Source organism: Streptomyces sp. NPDC111802, assembly GCF_055634335.1.
Genome location: NZ_JBVKCZ010000004.1, coordinates 45836 through 62409 on the forward strand (window position 1 = coordinate 45836; position 16574 = coordinate 62409).

Genomic DNA, 16574 nt, shown 5'->3' on the forward strand with positions numbered 1-16574 from the left:
TATGAGGTAACGACGTTACCGGTTGACGCCCTCAGCAGGTAACCGAGCCTTCAAGGAGGAAGTCATGGCCATCGCCGAACTGGGTGCCGTCGTCCTGGACTGTCCCGACCCCCGCACACTCGCCGACTTCTACCGGCGCGTGCTCGGCGGCAGCGTGGAGGGCGACGGGGAGTGGGTGGACCTGAAGGTGCCCGGCGGACGGACGCTGGCGTTCCAGGCCGCCCCCGGGTTCGTACCGCCGCAGTGGCCCGCGCCCGATCACTCGCAGCAGTTCCACCTCGACCTGACCGTCAAGGACCTGGACGCGGCCGAGGAAGGGGTGCTGGCGCTGGGCGCGAAGCCGCTGGACGTCGAGGACCGCTCGCGCAGCTTCCGGGTTTACGCGGATCCGGCGGGGCACCCTTTCTGTCTGTGCGCCTGCTGAGCACCTCGTACCCACCGGGAGGACCCCATGGCACCCGTCGCCCGCCTGCGCAACGTCGTCATCGACTGCCCCGACGCACGAGCTCTCGCCCGCTTCTACGCCGATGTCGGCGGCGGCACACCGCAGGACGACGACCCCGAATGGGTCGTGCTCCAGCTGCCGGACGGGCCGCGGCTGGCCTTCCAGCCGGCGCCGGGATACACCCCGCCTCAGTGGCCGCGGGCCGACCTCAACTCCCAGCAGTTCCACCTCGACTTCGACGCCGGGTCCACCTGGGAGGAGATCGAGGCGGCCCAGGAGAAGGTGCTGGCGCTGGGTGCGCGGTTGCTGCACGCGGAGGACAAGGAGGACTTCCGGGTGTACGCCGATCCGGCAGGGCATCCGTTCTGCCTCTGCCGGATCGAGCACTCCTGAGCGAGCGCGCTGTGACGCCTACCCGTCCAGCTCGGCGATCTTCGCCGTCGAAGGCGCCCGGCGTCGCTGCGCCTCCCGCGCCGTGAAGTCGGCCTCGCGCAGCACACGCTGGACGTTGCCCCAGGTCAGCAGCGCGATCTCGGCCTCGGGCCAGCCCCGGCGCAACAGCTCGGCGACGAGGTGCGGATAGCAGGAGGCGTCGGTGAGGTCCTGCGGGTGGGCGGCGCCGGCGTCGTAGGTGCCGGACAGGCCGACGCACTGCGGGCCCGCGACCTCACGGACGTGGTCGAGATGGTCGGCGACGTCCCGGACGGACGGGCCGGTCTGCTCGGCGGTGAGCGGCACCATGCACAGGCCCCCTGCGGCGCCCAGCTCGGCGAGCAGGTCGTCGGGGAGGTTGGCCGGGTGGGGGCGCAGGGCGCGGGCGGCGGAGCGGGCGCACAGGACCGGCGCCTTGGAGACCGCGAACGCCCGGCGCGCGGTGTCCGCGGAGGCGCCGGAGAGGTCGGCCAGCACACCGAGCCGGTTCATCTCGCGCAGCACCTCCTCGCCGAACCGGGTCAGCCCCGCCTCGCTCGCCCAGGACACGCCGGACAGTGTGAGGGCGCGCAGCCCGAGCCCGTGCAGCGAGCGCAGGATGCCGAGCGAGTCACCGAGCGCGGCGGCTCCGGCCGGGCCCGGCAGCACGGCGACGCGACCGCTGTGGCGTACGTCGGTTATCTGCCCCGGGGTCTCGGCGAGGCGCAGCCCCTCGGGGTGCGCCCGTACGACGGTCTTCACCAGGTCCAGCTGCTCCAGCGTGGCACCGACGGCCCGGTCCCCGGCCAGTCCGTCGGGCAGGTGCAGCGCCCAGAACAGCGCGCCGACGTGGCCCTCGCGCATCCGAGGCACATCGGTGTCGACGGCGCTCTCGCCGAGCTCCAGGTCGAACCAGGGCAGCCGGCGCAGCGCCCACGGCAGCCCGCTGTAGCCGTCGGCGACAGGGTGGGCGGCGAGTAGGGCGTGGGCGTGGGCCAGGAGATCCGCGTCGGGATCGGCCTCGGGGCCGGTGACGCTGTCGTACGGCTTCCCGGGAAACGGGTCGGGCAGGTCACCGAGTTCGTCGACCGCGGTGCCGGGGTCCAGGTCGTCCCTGAGGTCAGCCATGACGGCCTCCGTACGTGATCGGCGTCCTGATCAAGCAGTACGGTTCACCGTCGCACGGACCCGAAGGGGCGTCCTGGTGGGCGATCCGTTCGGGGGTACGGCGCCGCCGGCGGCATGGAACGGGGCGTTCGGGGGTAGCCGCGGTCGATTGATGTACACGGGCGGGGCGACCGGCCGCACCGGCTGCCCCGCCCTCGGCGATCAGCCGTCCAGTGCCTCGATGGTCGCGTTGGACGGGCCCCGCGTCGTCTGGAGGTCGCGGGCCACGTCCTCCGCCGCGCCCAGCACCCGTACCGCGTTCTGCCAGGTCAGCTTGGCCAGGTCGGTCTTCGACCAGCCGCGGTCCAGCAGTTCGGCGATCAGGTTGGGGTAGCCGGAGACGTCGCCGAGGCCGTCCGGGGTGAAGGCGGTGCCGTCGTAGTCGCCGCCGATGCCGAGGTGGTCGACGCCGACGACCTCGCGCATGTGGTCCAGATGGTCGGCGACCGTGGACACCGTGGCGATGGGGCGCGGGATGCGCTCCTCGAAGGCGCGGTGCACCTTCATCGCCTCGGCGGTGGTGTCGAGGTGGTGGAAGCCGTGCGCGCGCATGTTCTCGTCGGCCGCGGCCGTCCAGTCGACCGCCGCCTGGAGCACGAACTTCGGCACGAACGTCACCATCGCGATGCCGCCGTTGCCGGGGAGGCGTTGAAGGATGGCGTCCGGGATGTTGCGCGGGTGGTCACACACGGCTCGGGACGAGGAGTGCGAGAAGATCACCGGCGCGGCGGAGGTGTCGAGCGCGTCGCTCATGGTCGTGGCCGCCACATGCGAGAGGTCCACGAGCATGCCCGCGCGGTTCATCTCCCGGACCACCTCGCGGCCGAAGGCCGACAGGCCGCCCACCCCGGGCTCGTCCGTCGCCGAGTCCGCCCACGCGATGTTGTCGTTGTGGGTGAGGGTCATGTAGCGGACGCCGAGCGCGTACAACGCGCGCAGCGTGGCGAGGGAGTCGGCGATGGAGTGGCCGCCCTCGGCGCCCATGAGGGAGGCGATACGGCCCTCCGAGCGTGCGGCCTCCATGTCGGCCGCCGTCAGCGCCGGGCGCAGGTCGTTCGGGTATCGCGCCAGCAACTGCCGTACACAGTCGATCTGTTCGAGCGTGGCGCTGACCGCCTTGTCACCGGCGTAGTCCGAGCGGACGAACACCGACCAGAACTGCGCGCCCACGCCGCCCTCGCGCAGCCGGGGGATGTCGGTGTGCAGATGGGCGCCCTGGTCGCCGGCGATGTCGCGGGCGTCGAGGTCATAGCGGACCTGTTCGCGCAGGGCCCAGGGGAGGTCGTTGTGGCCGTCGACGACGGGGAACTCACGCAGCAGTTCCCGGGCTGCCTCCAGCGAGGCGGAGGTCATCGTCGTCACTTCCCCGTGCCGAAGCCGAAGCCGCCCGCGCCCTCTACCTTGGCGCGCAGCCGCTTGCCCTTCTCGGTCGCCTGGTCGTTCAGGTCCTGCTGGAACTCCCGCATCCGCTGCCGCAGGTCCTCGTCGTGGGTGGCGAGGATGCGGGCGGCGAGCAGACCGGCGTTGCGCGCGCCGGCGACCGAGACGGTGGCCACGGGCACACCGGCCGGCATCTGCACGATGGAGAGCAGGGAGTCCATGCCGTCGAGGTACTTCAGCGGGACGGGCACGCCGATCACCGGCAGCGGGGTGACCGAGGCGAGCATGCCGGGCAGATGGGCGGCGCCGCCGGCACCGGCGATGATCACCTTCAGCCCGCGCTCGGCCGCCTGCTCGCCGTACGTGACCATCTCACGCGGCATGCGGTGCGCGGAGACGACGTCGACCTCGTAGTCGATCTCGAACTCGTCGAGGGCCTGGGCGGCGGCCTCCATGACGGACCAGTCGCTGTCCGACCCCATGACGATGCCAACAACGGGGCTCATTCGGTGATCGTGCCTCTCAGGTAGCCGGCAGCGTGACGGGCGCGCTCCAGCACGTCGTCGAGGTCGTCGCCGTAGGTGTTGACGTGGCCCACCTTGCGGCCGGGTTTCACGTCCTTGCCATACATGTGGATCTTGAGCTGGGGGTCGCGGGCCATGCAGTGCAGGTACGCGGAGTACATGTCGGGGTAGTCGCCGCCGAGGACGTTGACCATGACCGTCCACTTCGCGCGCGGGCGCGGGTCGCCGAGGGGGAGGTCGAGGACGGCCCTGACATGGTTGGCGAACTGCGAGGTAATGGCGCCGTCCTGGGTCCAGTGGCCCGAGTTGTGCGGGCGCATCGCCAGTTCGTTGACGAGGATGCGGCCGTCGCGGGTCTGGAACAGCTCGACCGCGAGGTGCCCGACGACGCCGAGTTCCTTGGCGATGGTCAGGGCCATCTCCTCGGCCTTCAGGGCCAGGGTCCGGTCGAGGTCGGGGGCCGGGGCGATGACCGTGTCACAGACGCCGTTGACCTGCCGGGACTCGACCACGGGGTACGCCACTGCCTGGCCGTGCGGGGAGCGTACGACGTTCGCCGCGAGCTCCCGTACGAAGTCGACCTTCTCCTCGGCGAGGACCGGGACGCCGGCGCGGAACGGCTCGGCGGCCTCCTCGGCGGAGTCGACCACCCAGACGCCCTTGCCGTCGTAGCCGCCGCGGACGGTCTTCAGGACGACCGGGAAGCCGTCGCCCTCGTCGCCTTCGGACAGGCCTTCCGCCGCGAAGGCGACCACGTCCTGTGGATCGGTCACGATGCGGTGCCGAGGGCACGGCACGCCGATCGCGTCGAGTTTCGCGCGCATCACGCCCTTGTCCTGGGCGTGCACGAGCGCGTCGGGGCCGGGGCGTACGGGGATGCCGTCCGCCTCCAGGGCCCTGAGGTGCTCGGTGGGCACGTGTTCGTGATCGAAGGTGATCACATCGCACCCACGGGCGAATTCGCGCAGCGTGTCGAGGTCGCGGTAGTCGCCGATGACGACATCGCCTACGACCTGCGCCGCGGAATCCTGCGGGGTGTCACTGAGAAGCTTGAATTTGATGCCCAACGGGATGCCCGACTCGTGTGTCATACGAGCGAGCTGACCCCCGCCGACCATGCCGACTACCGGGAACGTCACGCCCCTAGGGTATCGGCCACCGCGGGGCGAGCCTCTTACCGGACTTTTCCGGGGCTCTTCCCCGCCCCATGGGCTCGCGCACAGGCAATCGCCAAGAGGGGTGGTTAGCATGGGCTGGGTTGACGAAACCGACCGTCGAACGACGGACAAAGCGACCGACAAATCGACCGACAGGAGCCTTCACGACCATGGGACGTGGTTCCTCGGGGCTTCAAGTGGCGCCTCCAGTAGCGCGCAGTGCCGTACGGCAGCGGTTCGACCGGCTGGTGCGTGAGGTCGCCAAGTTCGGTGCGGTGGGGGGAGCCGGGCTGCTGGTCAACCTCCTCGTGTTCAACCTGGTGCGGCATGTCACCGACCTTCAGGTGGTGCGGGCGAGTGTCATCGCCACGGTCGTCGCGATCGTCTTCAACTACGTCGGGTTCCGTTACTTCACGTACCGGGATCGCGACAAGGGCCGCCGTACGAAGGAACTGAGCCTGTTTCTGCTGTTCAGCGTGGTGGGCCTGGTGATCGAGAACGGTGTGCTGTACGCGGCGACGTACGGGTTCGGGTGGGACAGCCCGCTGCAGAGCAACATCTTCAAGTTCCTCGGCATCGGTATCGCGACGCTGTTCCGGTTCTGGTCGTACCGCACGTGGGTGTTCCGGGCGCTGCCTGTGGAGGGGCCGGCGCCGGCCGCGGAATCGTTCCTTGAGCGCAGGGCTGCGGCGCGGGAGGCGAGGGTTGGGCAGCGGGTGGGCTGACGCGGTCCGGGGAGTCTCGCCCCCGCCGCCCCTACCCGTCCCGTCCTCCAGGGGCTCCGCCCCCTCACCCCCGCTGGGGCTGCCGCCCCAGACCCCGCGCCGGCCCCGAACGGGCCTCGTCCTCAAACACCGGACCGGCTGAGATACACGAACCGGCGCCGAAAGGGACCGTGGCGACATCAGCCTGGCTGGCACCGAAAAGGACCGTCCGCAGCATGAACGGCCCCAGCGGGTGGGTGGGGGCTCGGGACGGCGGGAGCTCGTCGTCGGACGACGGACCAGCTGAGACGCATGGCCCGCACCGAAAGGGACCGTCCGCAGCATGAACGGCCCCAGCGTGTGGGTGGGGGCTCGGGACGGCGGGAGCTCGTCGTCGGACGACGGACCAGCTGAGACGCATGGCCCGCACCGAAAGGGACCGTCCGCAGCATGAACGGCCCCAGCGTGTGGGTGGGGGCTCGGGACGGCGGGAGCTCGTCGTCGGACGACGGACCAGCTGAGACGCATGGCCCGCACCGAAAGGGACCGTCCACAGCATGAGCGGCCCCAGCGGGTGGATGGGGGCTCGGGACGGCGGGAGCTTGTCCTCGGACGACGGACCAGCTGAGACGCCTGGACCAGCACCGAAAGCGGCCATCCGCAGCGTGAACGGCCCCGACGGGCCGGTGGGGGCTCGGGATGGTGAGAGCTCGTCCTCAGACGACACCGGACCCAATGAGATGCATGGCCGGCGCCGAAATGGACCGTCCGCAGCATGAGCGGCCCCAGCGGGTGGGTGGGGCTTGGGATAGCCCGGCCTCGTCCTCGGACGATGGACCAGCACCGGAAAGGACCGTCCGCAGCATGAGCGGCCCCAGCGGGTGGGTGGGGGCTCGGGACGGCGGGTGCTTGTCCTTGGATGACACCGGACCGACTGAGATGCATGGCCGGCGCCGAAAAGGACCGTCCGCAGTATGAACCGCCCCGGTGAGGGGGCGGGGGCATCCGCAGCGGACGGATCGGGTTGGCTGGATCGGTGGTGAGAGGAAGCCCCGGGATCCCTACCTGACCATCGGGCCCGACTCCTGTGTCTTCTTCGGGGGCTGGGTGCGGGACAGGAACAGGGCGATGACCGGGGGCTTTGTCTGGAGCATCTCCAGGCGGCCGCCGTCCGCCTCCGCCAGGTCCCGGGCCACCGCCAGGCCGATGCCCGTGGAGTTGCGGCCGCTGATGGCGCGTTCGAAGATGCGGGCGCCCAGGTCGGCCGGGATGCCGGGGCCCTCGTCGGTGACCTCGATGACCGCCTGGTTGCCGGTGACGCGGGTGCGCAGGGCGACCGTGCCGCCGCCGTGCATGAGGGAGTTCTCGATCAGGGCCGCCAGGACCTGGGCCACCGCGCCCGGGGTGCCCACCGCCTGGAGGTGGCGCTTGCCCGAGCTCACGATCGCCCTGCCCACACTGCGGTACGCCGGGCGCCACTCCGCCAGCTGCTGCTGGATGACCTCGTCGAGGTCGAAGGTGACGGCGGAGCCGGTGCGTGGGTCGCGGGAGTTGGTGAGCAGGCGTTGTACGACGTCGGTGAGGCGCTCCACCTGCGTCAGGGCGATGGTCGCCTCGTCCTTCACCGTGTCCAGATCGTCGGTGAGGGTGATCTCCTCCAGCCGCATGGAGAGGGCCGTGAGGGGCGTCCGGAGCTGGTGCGAGGCGTCCGCGGCGAGACGCCGTTCCGCCGTCAGCATGCGGGCGATGCGTTCGGCCGAGGAGTCCAGCACGTCCGCCACCCGGTCCAGCTCCGGGACGCCGTACCGCTTGTGCCGGGGGCGCGGGTCGCCCGAGCCGAGACGTTCCGCCGTCTCCGCGAGGTCGGTGAGGGGGGAGGCCAGCCGGTTCGCCTGGCGTACCGCCAGCAGTACCGCCGCGATCACCGCCAGCAGCGCCACCGCCGCGATGATCAGCAGCGTACGGCCGACCTCCCGCGTCACCGACGAGCGCGGCTCCTGCACGGTGACCGTCTCGCCCTCGCCGGTCTCGGTGGCGCTGATGACGTCACCGGTCGGCTTGCGGCCCACCTCGATCACGGGCTGCCCGGGGATACGGATCTCGGCGTAACGATCCCCCTGGATCTGCTCCCGCAGCACGGACGCGTCCACGGTCTCGTCGCCGAGCAGCCGGCTGTCCACGATGCTGGCGAGGCGCACGGCCTCGGTGTCCACCCGCTCCTGCGCGGTGTTGGTGATCGTCCGTGTCTCGACGATCACCAGTGACACGCCGAAGACGGCGATCACGACGAGAACCACGGCGAGGGTGGACTGGATCAGTCGGCGGCGCATGTCCTGTTACTTATCCGTATGGCCCCGAAGGCTCAGCTCTTCTCGAAGCGGAAGCCGACGCCCCGCACGGTCGCGATGTAGCGGGGGTTCGCCGCGTCGTCGCCCAGCTTCTTGCGCAGCCAGGAGATGTGCATGTCGAGCGTCTTGGTCGACGACCACCAGGTGGTGTCCCAGACCTCGCGCATCAGCTGATCCCGGGTGACCACCCGCCCGGCGTCCCGCACCAGCACCCGCAGCAGGTCGAACTCCTTCGCCGTGAGCTGGAGTTCCTCGTCGCCCATCCACGCCCGGTGCGACTCGACGTCGATCCGCACCCCGTGCGTGGCCGGCGGCTGCTGCGGCTCCGCCGCCCCGCGCCGCAGCAGGGCCCGGACCCGGGCGAGCAGCTCGGCGAGCCGGAACGGCTTGGTGACGTAGTCGTCGGCACCCGCGTCCAGGCCGACCACGGTGTCCACCTCGTCGGCACGCGCGGTCAGGATGAGGATCGGCACGGCGTGACCGTCGGCACGCAGCCGACGGGCCACCTCCAGACCGTCCATGCCGGGCAGGCCGAGGTCCAGCACGACGAGGTCGATGCCGCCCTGCATCCCTGCGTCGAGCGCGGTGGGGCCGTCCTCACGGACCTCGACCTCGTACCCCTCCCGGCGCAGTGCGCGGGCCAGCGGCTCGGAAATGGACGCGTCGTCCTCGGCGAGCAGTACTCGGGTCATGAGCTGATGGTAGTCCGCCCATGACAAGAGCTGGAGTGTGATCGGAAGCCCGGATTCTCACCGGCCCTTGGCGGGACTCTTACCTTCGGATGCCGTGGTACAGACCTATGCCGATGAGGTGCGATCCTGGAAAGGACCTTGGAAAGGGTGCCCGCGGTTCCCTCGACACCTGTGATCCCGGTCTCAAGTCCTTCCATATCCGGCAGTGTCCTGACGTATGGTGAATCTACGCCCGTAGCACTACGGGGACCTTCGGCGCACTTGACGCCGAGGGTCTCTTTTGTGTGCGGACCGGTGCTCACCGGTCCGCAGAGCAATGACCTGTGGCCGGGCCCCCGAAGGCGGGGGCGTGGATCCCGGCGGTCGCCGTCCCCCGCTTCGTGACCCGGAGCGGACCTCCCCCCGGGCGTGGGACGGACGGCCGTGTCCGCCGGTGCCGGCCGCCCCCACCGGGCGCGTGACCGTTCGACATCGGTGCGCGTCCCGACCAGCAAGGAACGACCATGGCGTCCAGCCTGACGAAGGACTCGGCCCGACCGGGCACCCCCGGCACCGAGCGCACCTTCTTCGGCCACCCCCGCGGACTGGCCACTCTCTTCATGACCGAGATGTGGGAGCGTTTCTCCTACTACGGCATGAGGGCTCTGCTCCCGCTGTACCTCGTCGCTCCGGGCGGCCTGAATCTCAACGCGGGGACGGCTACCGCGATCTACGCGGTGTATGTGTCGCTGGTGTACCTGCTCGCCATGCCCGGCGGCTGGTTCGGCGACCGCGTCTGGGGTCCGCGCAAGACCGTCGCCATCGCGGGCGGCATCATCATGCTCGGCCACCTCACCCTGGCCCTGCCCACCTCCGGCACCTTCTACGCCGGTCTGGGTCTCGTCGCCATCGGTTCGGGTCTGTTGAAGGCCAACATCTCCACGATGGTCGGCCACCTCTACGACGGACCGGACGACCCGCGCCGCGACGGTGGCTTCACCGTCTTCTACATGGGCATCAACCTCGGTGCCTTCGCGGCCCCGCTGGTCATCGGCACCGTCGGTGAGAACGTCAACTGGCACCTGGGCTTCGCGCTCGCCGCGCTCGGCATGGCGCTGGGTCTGGTCCAGTTCCTGATCGGCTCCCGCCACCTGGCCGACCGCTCCAGCGTCGTCCCGACGCCGCTGTCCGCCGAGGAGAAGACCTCGACGCTGCGCAAGGCTGCGATCTGGGCCGGTATCGCGGTCGTCTTCTACGCGATCGTCGGCATCTCCGGCTCCTACACCCTGAACTGGATCCTCATCCCGCTGACCCTGCTCGGCGTGATCATCCCGACCCTGGTTCTGGTCCGCATCAAGCGCGACAAGGACCTGGACCGCTCCGAGCAGTCGAAGATGTCCGCGTACATCTGGTTCTTCGTGGCCGCGGCCGTCTTCTGGATGATCTACGACCAGGGCGGCTCGACCCTGTCGATCTTCGCCGACGGCTCGGCCGAGAACAGCGTCCTCGGCTGGGAGTTCCCGGTCTCCTGGTACCAGTCGGTCAACCCGGTCCTGATCATGGCGCTGGCCCCGGTCTTCGCCTGGTTCTGGCTCTCGCTGAACCGGCGGGGCAAGGAGCCCAGCACGATCGTGAAGTTCGGCTCGGGTCTGGTCCTGGTCGGCGCGTCCTTCTTCCTCTTCCTGGCCCCGCTGTCGATCGCCGAGGGCGGTCACAAGGCGGCCGCGATGTGGCTGGTGGCGATCTACTTCGTCCAGACCATCGGTGAGCTGCTGCTCTCCCCGGTGGGTCTGTCGGTCACGACGAAGATGGCGCCCGCGAAGTACGCCTCGCAGATGATGGGCGTCTGGTTCCTGGCCGTCACCGCGGGCGACTCCGTCACCGCGCTCCTGTCCAACCCGGCCGTCGGCGGTGTCAACCTCGACAAGAGGGGCTTCGTCGCCCTCGAGGCCGCGCTCGCCGTCCTCGCCGGTATCGCCGTCTGGATGTACCGCAAGAAGGTCAAGGCGCTCATGGGCGACGTGCGCTAGCGCCGCGCCGCTCGAGCCGAACGGGGCCGTTGCACCCACGTGGGTGTGACGGCCCCGTTCGCTTTGCCACGGTGCGCGGTTCCCCGCGCCCCAGAGAAACACACGTGGGTCAGCGCATCCTCCGCCGCGGCATGAACGTGAACACCGCTCCCCCCAGCAACAGCGCCGTCCCCGCGACCAGACCCAGCGCCTTCAGCGACCCGCGGTCCTCGGCGCCCGTCGCCGCCAGGCCGCCGTCCGTCGACGAGCCGCCCGCGGAGCCTCCCGCCGAGCCGCCGGTCGAGCCGCCGCCGGACGCGCCGCCGGGCTGCTCGCTGGTGTCCAGGGTCAGGGAGACCTCCGACTTGGCGGGCGTGCAGGTCGTCGTCGTGCCCAGGGCCTTGATGGTCAGGACACCCGGGGAGAGGGTCGACTCGCCGCTCGCGCCCGGCTTGTACGTGCCCGTGAGGTCGGGGATCTCTATCGGCTCGCCCGACTTGATGTCCTCGGAGTTGGTCGGGCCCTCGACATGGACCGTGCCCTTGTCGGCGCCGCCCAGCACGACCTCCATCGACGGCTTGACCGAGTCCTTGGGGATGTCGGCGGGAGAGTCCATCACCGACTTCTTGAACTGGACCGTCAGGTCGAAGCTGCCGCCGTTCTTCTTGGCGTCGATCTGGACCGGCGAGGTCGCCTCCTTGTCGCCGATGGGCGTCTTGCACGCGTACGGGACCTGGACCTCCTTGCCCGTGAAGTCGCTCTGGCCGCCGCCCCCGCCGCCACCGGTGCTCGAACCGCCCGCGTCCCCGCCGGTCTCGCTCTCACTCGGCGTAGGAGCCGGGCTCGACGGACCCGTCGGCAGATCGGTCGGCACACCCGTGGGGAGCGTCGGGACCACCGTCGGCAGCCCTCCCGTCGTACCGCCCGAACTCCCGCCCCCGTCGGTCACCTTGATCGTCGCCGCCGGCTTCACCGTCTCCTTCGGCGAGCACTTGGTGTCCGTGGAGATCGGCTTGTTGACGTTGATGTTGTACGCGTCCGGCGCGAGCGTCACCTCGCCCGGTGCCGTCAGCTTCAGCTTGCCCTTCATGTCGGACAGCTTCATGTCGGTGTTCTTCGGGATCGGCGGGTTCTCCCGGGGCCCCTGCATGGCGATGTCCGCCGTCTGCGCGCCGGCCGCCTTCAGAGTTCCGGTCGGCTGGACCGTGTTCGCCTCCAGGTCGAGGATGTTCGGGTTCTTGGACGCCGCCTGGACGAACTTCCAGACGATCTCCACCTCGTCGCCGACCTTCGCCTCGGCGGGCGCGGTGATCTCCACCTTCGTGGTGCCCTGGACCGGCGGCAGCCCGGAGATGGCGGGCGGGATGCACTCGGTCGCGTACGACACCTCGGCCGCCTGCGCGGGCGCCGCGGCCACGCCGAGCAGCACGCCCGCGCCGCCGAGCATCAGGGCGGCGCCCGCCGCGGTCGCTCTCCGGGGGCGTACCGGTATGACTCTCCTTGGCTTGCTCACGGGGGTCCCTTCCTCGTGGGGGTCGTAGGACTCGTCGTGCTGTCGTCGTGCGGTGCGGAGAGCCGACCGGCCGTGCCCGGATCGCTGTCCGGGGCGAACCACGGCAGGGTCGAGGAGGGCGAGGCGGCGTGCCTCGCCTCTTCCCGGGGCCTCAACCCCGGAAGACGTAGGGCGGCTTCGGGCAGCCGGAAGCCTCGGCGGCGGGCCGTCCGCCGCGGCCGTACCCGGTCCACCACCGCCATCCCGACGCGGAACACCGCCGCCGGTACGACCAGGCAGACCAGGATCCAGAACAGCGTCACGCCCCAGGGCCGGCCCACGCCCCAGGGCTGTTCGGCCAGCACCTTGCCGCCGTACTTCAGGGAGACGGTGTAGTCGCCGTGCGCCGCGGCGGCGAGCTCCACGGGCAGCTCGATCCGCGCCTTCTTCCCCGGCCGGATCGTGCCGCGCCACTGCTGTTCCTCCCACTGCGGGGCGAACACGCCGTGGGAGGTGCCGACTTGGAAGACGGGGTTACGGACGGCGGAGGTGCCGACGTTGCCGACGGTGAAGACGAGCGTCCGTGCCGGCGGCGCGCCGAACCAGGTGAGCAGGCCGCTGGAGCCGTCCAGCCGTGTATCCGTGAGGACCGACAGACGTCCGCCGGTCGGCTCCGCGGGCAGCGGCTCGACTGCGTGCCCGGCGACCTGGAAGATCGCGTCGGCCTCGGCCTTCGCACCGGTCACCGTCGCCACATGCACCACGCACGGGCACGGCACGGGCGGCTCGGCCACCGGCAGTTTCCGGCTGAAGCGGCCCTCGGCGTCCGTCGTCACGGCCCTGCCGTCCGCGTTGGCACAGGAGTTGGTGCCTCCCGTCACACCGGTCGAGGGCACGGACTGGCCGCAGACCAGGATCATCAGCAGGGCGCGCGGCCGCCAGCCACCGCCGGTCACGGTGATCGAACCGCCCGTACCCGCCTGGGACTTGGACAGCTTCACGGTGGGCGGCCCGTCCGCCGCCGAAGCGCTCCCGGCCGCCGTCGGCGACAGCAGCGCCAGCACGGCCAGCAACGCCGCGATCCGCACCCTGGCGCTCACGTCCCCGCTCCCGTCAACTCGGCCTCGCGCAACGGCCGTTCGGCTTCGACCGGCCCGCCGCCGTACGGCTTACGGCGCCTTCGACGGCGTACGGCGAACAAGGCGCCCGCGGCCGCCAGTGCCCCCGCGACACCCGCCGCCCCACTCCACGGCACAAACCTCACCGAGGTCTCCGCCGTGTCGCTCGCGCCGCCCGCCGCCGTCACCGTCAGCCGCACGTCGACCGCGTCGAGTGCGGGCCGGTCGGGCCATGGCTCGGTGAGCTCGGTGCGGCTGCCCGGAGACAGGTCGACGGGGAGGGTGCGCGGGGCGCGGTCCAGGAGGCGGCCGAGGACGCCGTCGGCGCGTACCGCGAGAGTCGGGGCGAGGGGGGTCGTACCGCGGTTGACCAGCTCGTATGTGATGCCCTCGGCGCGCACCGCGACATGCTCGACGGTCAGCGCGGACAGTTCGGGACCGGTGACACGCAGGCGGAGCGGGACGGTCTTGGTGCGGCCGTCGGTGTCACGGGCGACGATCTGGGCGGAGCGGTCACCGGGGGCCGTGCCCGTCGGGACGGTCACCGTGAACGGGACCTCGGCGCGGGTGCGGGCCGGGATCCGCACCCGGCTCTCGGCGAGGGCGATCGGGACGCCGGTGCCGTGCAGGCGTACGGTGACCGGCTCGTCGCCCGGGTTCGTGACGGACACCGTGTCCCGCTGGACCGTCCCGGGCTCGCCCTCGGTGTAGAAGGACGGCCGCCCGCCGCCGGAGGGCGCGACGGACCAGGCCTCGGCGGCGGTCGCCGTGGGGACGATCGCCGACAGCAACAGCAGGGACAGGCACAGGACACGGGCGGCTGACGACATCGGCGGCTCCAGCGGATCGGTGCGTAACGGTCAGCGGCGTACCGTCTGCCCTCGGCGCGTCAGCCACAGCGCGCCCGCCGCGCCCGCGAGCAGGACCGTGCCGCCGAGGGTGCCGAGGGCGACGGCCGAGTCCTCGGGGCCGGTCTGCGGAAGCTCGGCGCCGGAGTCGGAGCCGCTCTGGCCGGTGCCGCCGGCGCCGGACGCCGCCGTCACATCGAGGGTCAGCGACGGTCCGGGGCTGTTGGTGGGCGTGCAGGTGGTGGTCGTGCCCAGGGCCTTGATGGTGAGGACGCCCGCGGTGAAGGTGACCTTGCCGGTCTTCTTCGGGGTGTACGTACCCGTCAAGTCATTGATCTTGATGGGGGTGTTGGCGGGGATCGCCTCCTGGTTGGCCGGGCCGGTCACGCTCAGGGTGCCGCTGTCGGCGCCGCCCAGCTTGATGGTGGCGCTCGGTTTCATCGCGCCCTTGCCCAGTTCGACCGGGCTGGACGAGACGCCCTTCTGCCACGACATGGTGATCTTGTAGTTGCCGCCGCTCTCGACGCCCTTGATGTCGATGGGCGAGACGGCACTCTTGTCGCCGATCGGCGTCTTGCAGGCGTAGTTGACGTCGACGACCTCGGCCCGGGCCGCTGGGGCGGCCACCAGCACCGCCGATCCGGCCAGGGCCGCGACGGTCGCGAGCGCGGCGGTTCGCTTCTGCTTCGACACGGTCCCCTCATTCCTGACGGCACATCAGATCGGCCGTCAAGGTACGCCCGGGGCCTTGAGGAGGGAAGACACAGCGCACGCCGGAGTTGTGACGATCCGGCGTGCGCATGGAGGGATTCGAGTGGAGAGCAGAGCCCTCAGGGTGACCCTGGGTAACACCGGGTCAGACCGGGCGCAGCACCTCGGGAAGCCCCCACCGCCGCAGCACCTCCGGCACGGCGACCGTCCCGTCCGCCCGCTGGTGCTGCTCCAGGATCGCGGGCAGCAGCCGGCTGGTGGCGAGACCCGAGGCGTTGAGGGTGTGGACGTAGGCCGCTCTGCCGCCGGCGGCCGGGCGGTACCGGATGCCGCCGCGCCGCGCCTGGTAGGCGCGGGCGTTCGACACCGAGCTGACCTCGGCGTACCCGCCCAGGCTGGGCAGCCAGACCTCCACGTCGTAGGTCCTGGCCTGCGCCGGGCTGGTGTCCCCGGCGGCGAGCTTGGTGACGCGATAGTGGAGGCCGAGCCCGGCGACCAACTCCTCCGCGCGGGCGAGCAGTTCGAGGTGCGCGGCGTCCGAGTCCTCCGGCCGGGCGAACTGGAACAGCTCCACCTTGTTGAACTGGTGCCCGCGCAGCGTCCCGCGCTCCGCCGTGCGGTGGCTGCCGCTCTCCCTGCGGTAACAGGGCGTGTAGGCGACGTACCGGCGCGGCAGCTCCCGCTCGTCGAGCGTCTCGCCGCGATGGAGGTTGACCAGGGCGGTCTCGGCGGTCGGCAGCAGGAAGTGTTCGTCCACCCGGAAGACCTCGTCGGCGAACTTGGGGAACTGCCCCGCCGTGTACCCGGCCTCGTACGTCAGCAGGTGCGGCGGCAGCACGAACTCGTAGCCCGCGCGCCGGTGTGCGTCCAGGAAGTGGTTGAGCAGCGCCCACTCCAGGGCGGCGCCCTCGCCGCGGTAGATCCAGTAGCCGTTGCCGGCGAGGGCGGTGCCTCGCTCGTAGTCGATCAGTCCCAGGTCCCGGGCGAGCCCGACATGGTCGCGGGCCGGGAAGGCGAAGGCGGGCGGGTCCCCGACGGCCCGTACGACCTCGTTGTTCTCCTTGCCGCCGGCCACCACGTCGTCGTCCGGGAGGTTGGGCAGCGCGTCGAGGAACTCCTGATGCCGGGCGGCGAGCCGGGCCAGGTCCTCCTCCGCCTCGGTGAGCCGGTCGGTCAGGTCCCTGGCCTCGGCCCGCAGCTCGTCCGCGGGGGCGTCCGTACGACGTCGTACGGCGATCTCGGCCGAAATCCGCCGCCGCTCGCCGCGCAGCCGCTCCACGGCCGTGCGAGCCTCGCGGAAGGCGGCGTCCAGCGCGAGGAAGCCCGGGATGTCGGGGTCGACGGCGCGCTTGCGCAGAGCGTCGCGGACCTGGTCGGGATGGTTTCGGATGAGGGTGACGTCGAGCATGATGCGCGTGCTCCGTCCGGTCGGCCGAAGCGGCGGGCGCCGCCCCGGGGTGATCCCTCGGGGCGTGGGCGAGAGGGTGCTCGCGGTGCCACCACGCCTTCATCGGCGTACGACGGCTGTGCGGCCGTACGACGATCTCGTTCTGGCCCGATGACGGGGGCCGGCCGGCGGGGCATTGCCT

15 protein-coding genes are annotated in these 16574 nt (G+C 71.1%); 4 read left to right on the forward strand and 11 right to left on the reverse strand.

Annotation, left to right across the window (positions count from 1 at the left end; genetic code table 11):
* Window positions 1–64 precede the first annotated feature (64 nt).
* Both ACZ7NC_RS05040 and ACZ7NC_RS05045 read left to right on the forward strand, forming a co-directional pair.
* A complete protein-coding gene (locus tag ACZ7NC_RS05040; RefSeq protein WP_471484984.1) occupies window positions 65–424 on the forward strand; it encodes a VOC family protein in 360 nt (119 codons plus the stop codon).
* A gap of 27 nt (window positions 425–451) precedes the next feature.
* The gene (locus ACZ7NC_RS05045) at window positions 452–838 is read left to right on the forward strand and encodes a VOC family protein (RefSeq protein WP_471484986.1); all 387 of its coding nucleotides are present in this window, start codon (window positions 452–454) and stop codon (window positions 836–838) included.
* 18 nt (window positions 839–856) lie between these two features.
* Here the strand turns inward: ACZ7NC_RS05045 and ACZ7NC_RS05050 are convergent, their stop codons facing one another.
* The 4 genes from ACZ7NC_RS05050 to ACZ7NC_RS05065 form a co-directional block, all read right to left on the reverse strand.
* A complete protein-coding gene (locus ACZ7NC_RS05050) occupies window positions 857–1984 on the reverse strand; it encodes a dipeptidase (RefSeq protein WP_471484988.1) in 1128 nt (375 codons plus the stop codon).
* 201 nt (window positions 1985–2185) lie between these two features.
* Complete coding sequence (locus ACZ7NC_RS05055; protein ID WP_471484990.1) at window positions 2186–3376, reverse strand: dipeptidase; 1191 nt, start codon at window positions 3374–3376, stop codon at window positions 2186–2188.
* 5 nt (window positions 3377–3381) lie between these two features.
* Window positions 3382–3909: a 5-(carboxyamino)imidazole ribonucleotide mutase gene (gene purE / locus ACZ7NC_RS05060; protein ID WP_471484992.1), complete on the reverse strand. Its 528-nt coding sequence runs from the start codon at window positions 3907–3909 to the stop codon at window positions 3382–3384.
* On the reverse strand, window positions 3906–5066 hold the full coding sequence (locus ACZ7NC_RS05065; protein WP_471484994.1) for a 5-(carboxyamino)imidazole ribonucleotide synthase: 1161 nt from the start codon (window positions 5064–5066) through the stop codon (window positions 3906–3908). Before ACZ7NC_RS05065 ends, purE begins: the two co-directional genes overlap by 4 nt.
* 188 nt (window positions 5067–5254) lie before the next feature.
* Here ACZ7NC_RS05065 and ACZ7NC_RS05070 point away from each other — a divergent pair, with 188 nt between their 5' ends.
* Window positions 5255–5809: a GtrA family protein gene (locus tag ACZ7NC_RS05070; protein WP_471484996.1), complete on the forward strand. Its 555-nt coding sequence runs from the start codon at window positions 5255–5257 to the stop codon at window positions 5807–5809.
* 1040 nt (window positions 5810–6849) lie between these two features.
* Here the strand turns inward: ACZ7NC_RS05070 and ACZ7NC_RS05075 are convergent.
* Both ACZ7NC_RS05075 and ACZ7NC_RS05080 read right to left on the reverse strand, forming a co-directional pair.
* Window positions 6850–8118 (reverse strand): ATP-binding protein, encoded by a 1269-nt coding sequence (locus ACZ7NC_RS05075; protein ID WP_471484998.1) that lies wholly within the window; start codon window positions 8116–8118, stop codon window positions 6850–6852.
* A 32-nt stretch (window positions 8119–8150) separates the two neighbouring features.
* Window positions 8151–8828 carry a response regulator transcription factor gene (locus ACZ7NC_RS05080; protein ID WP_217205354.1) on the reverse strand — a complete coding sequence of 226 codons (678 nt, stop codon included), beginning with the start codon at window positions 8826–8828 and terminating at the stop codon, window positions 8151–8153.
* Window positions 8829–9331: 503 nt separating this feature from the next.
* Between ACZ7NC_RS05080 and ACZ7NC_RS05085 the strand changes: the two genes are divergently transcribed.
* Entirely contained in the window at window positions 9332–10837 is a 1506-nt protein-coding gene (locus tag ACZ7NC_RS05085) for an oligopeptide:H+ symporter (protein ID WP_471484999.1), read from the forward strand.
* A gap of 109 nt (window positions 10838–10946) precedes the next feature.
* Here the strand turns inward: ACZ7NC_RS05085 and ACZ7NC_RS05090 are convergent, their stop codons facing one another.
* The 5 genes from ACZ7NC_RS05090 to serS all read right to left on the reverse strand — a co-directional run bounded on the left by ACZ7NC_RS05090 (window position 10947) and on the right by serS (window position 16393).
* Window positions 10947–12263: a hypothetical protein gene (locus tag ACZ7NC_RS05090; protein WP_471485372.1), complete on the reverse strand. Its 1317-nt coding sequence runs from the start codon at window positions 12261–12263 to the stop codon at window positions 10947–10949.
* 62 nt (window positions 12264–12325) lie between these two features.
* The gene (locus ACZ7NC_RS05095; RefSeq protein ID WP_471485000.1) at window positions 12326–13408 is read right to left on the reverse strand and encodes a hypothetical protein; all 1083 of its coding nucleotides are present in this window, start codon (window positions 13406–13408) and stop codon (window positions 12326–12328) included.
* The gene (locus ACZ7NC_RS05100; RefSeq protein ID WP_471485001.1) at window positions 13405–14256 is read right to left on the reverse strand and encodes a COG1470 family protein; all 852 of its coding nucleotides are present in this window, start codon (window positions 14254–14256) and stop codon (window positions 13405–13407) included. Before ACZ7NC_RS05100 ends, ACZ7NC_RS05095 begins: the two co-directional genes overlap by 4 nt.
* Before the next feature lie 30 nt (window positions 14257–14286).
* Window positions 14287–14967: an LPXTG cell wall anchor domain-containing protein gene (locus tag ACZ7NC_RS05105; protein WP_471485003.1), complete on the reverse strand. Its 681-nt coding sequence runs from the start codon at window positions 14965–14967 to the stop codon at window positions 14287–14289.
* Between the two features lie 163 nt (window positions 14968–15130).
* Window positions 15131–16393: a serine--tRNA ligase gene (gene serS, locus ACZ7NC_RS05110; RefSeq protein WP_471485005.1), complete on the reverse strand. Its 1263-nt coding sequence runs from the start codon at window positions 16391–16393 to the stop codon at window positions 15131–15133.
* Between the last annotated feature and the right edge of the window lie 181 nt (window positions 16394–16574).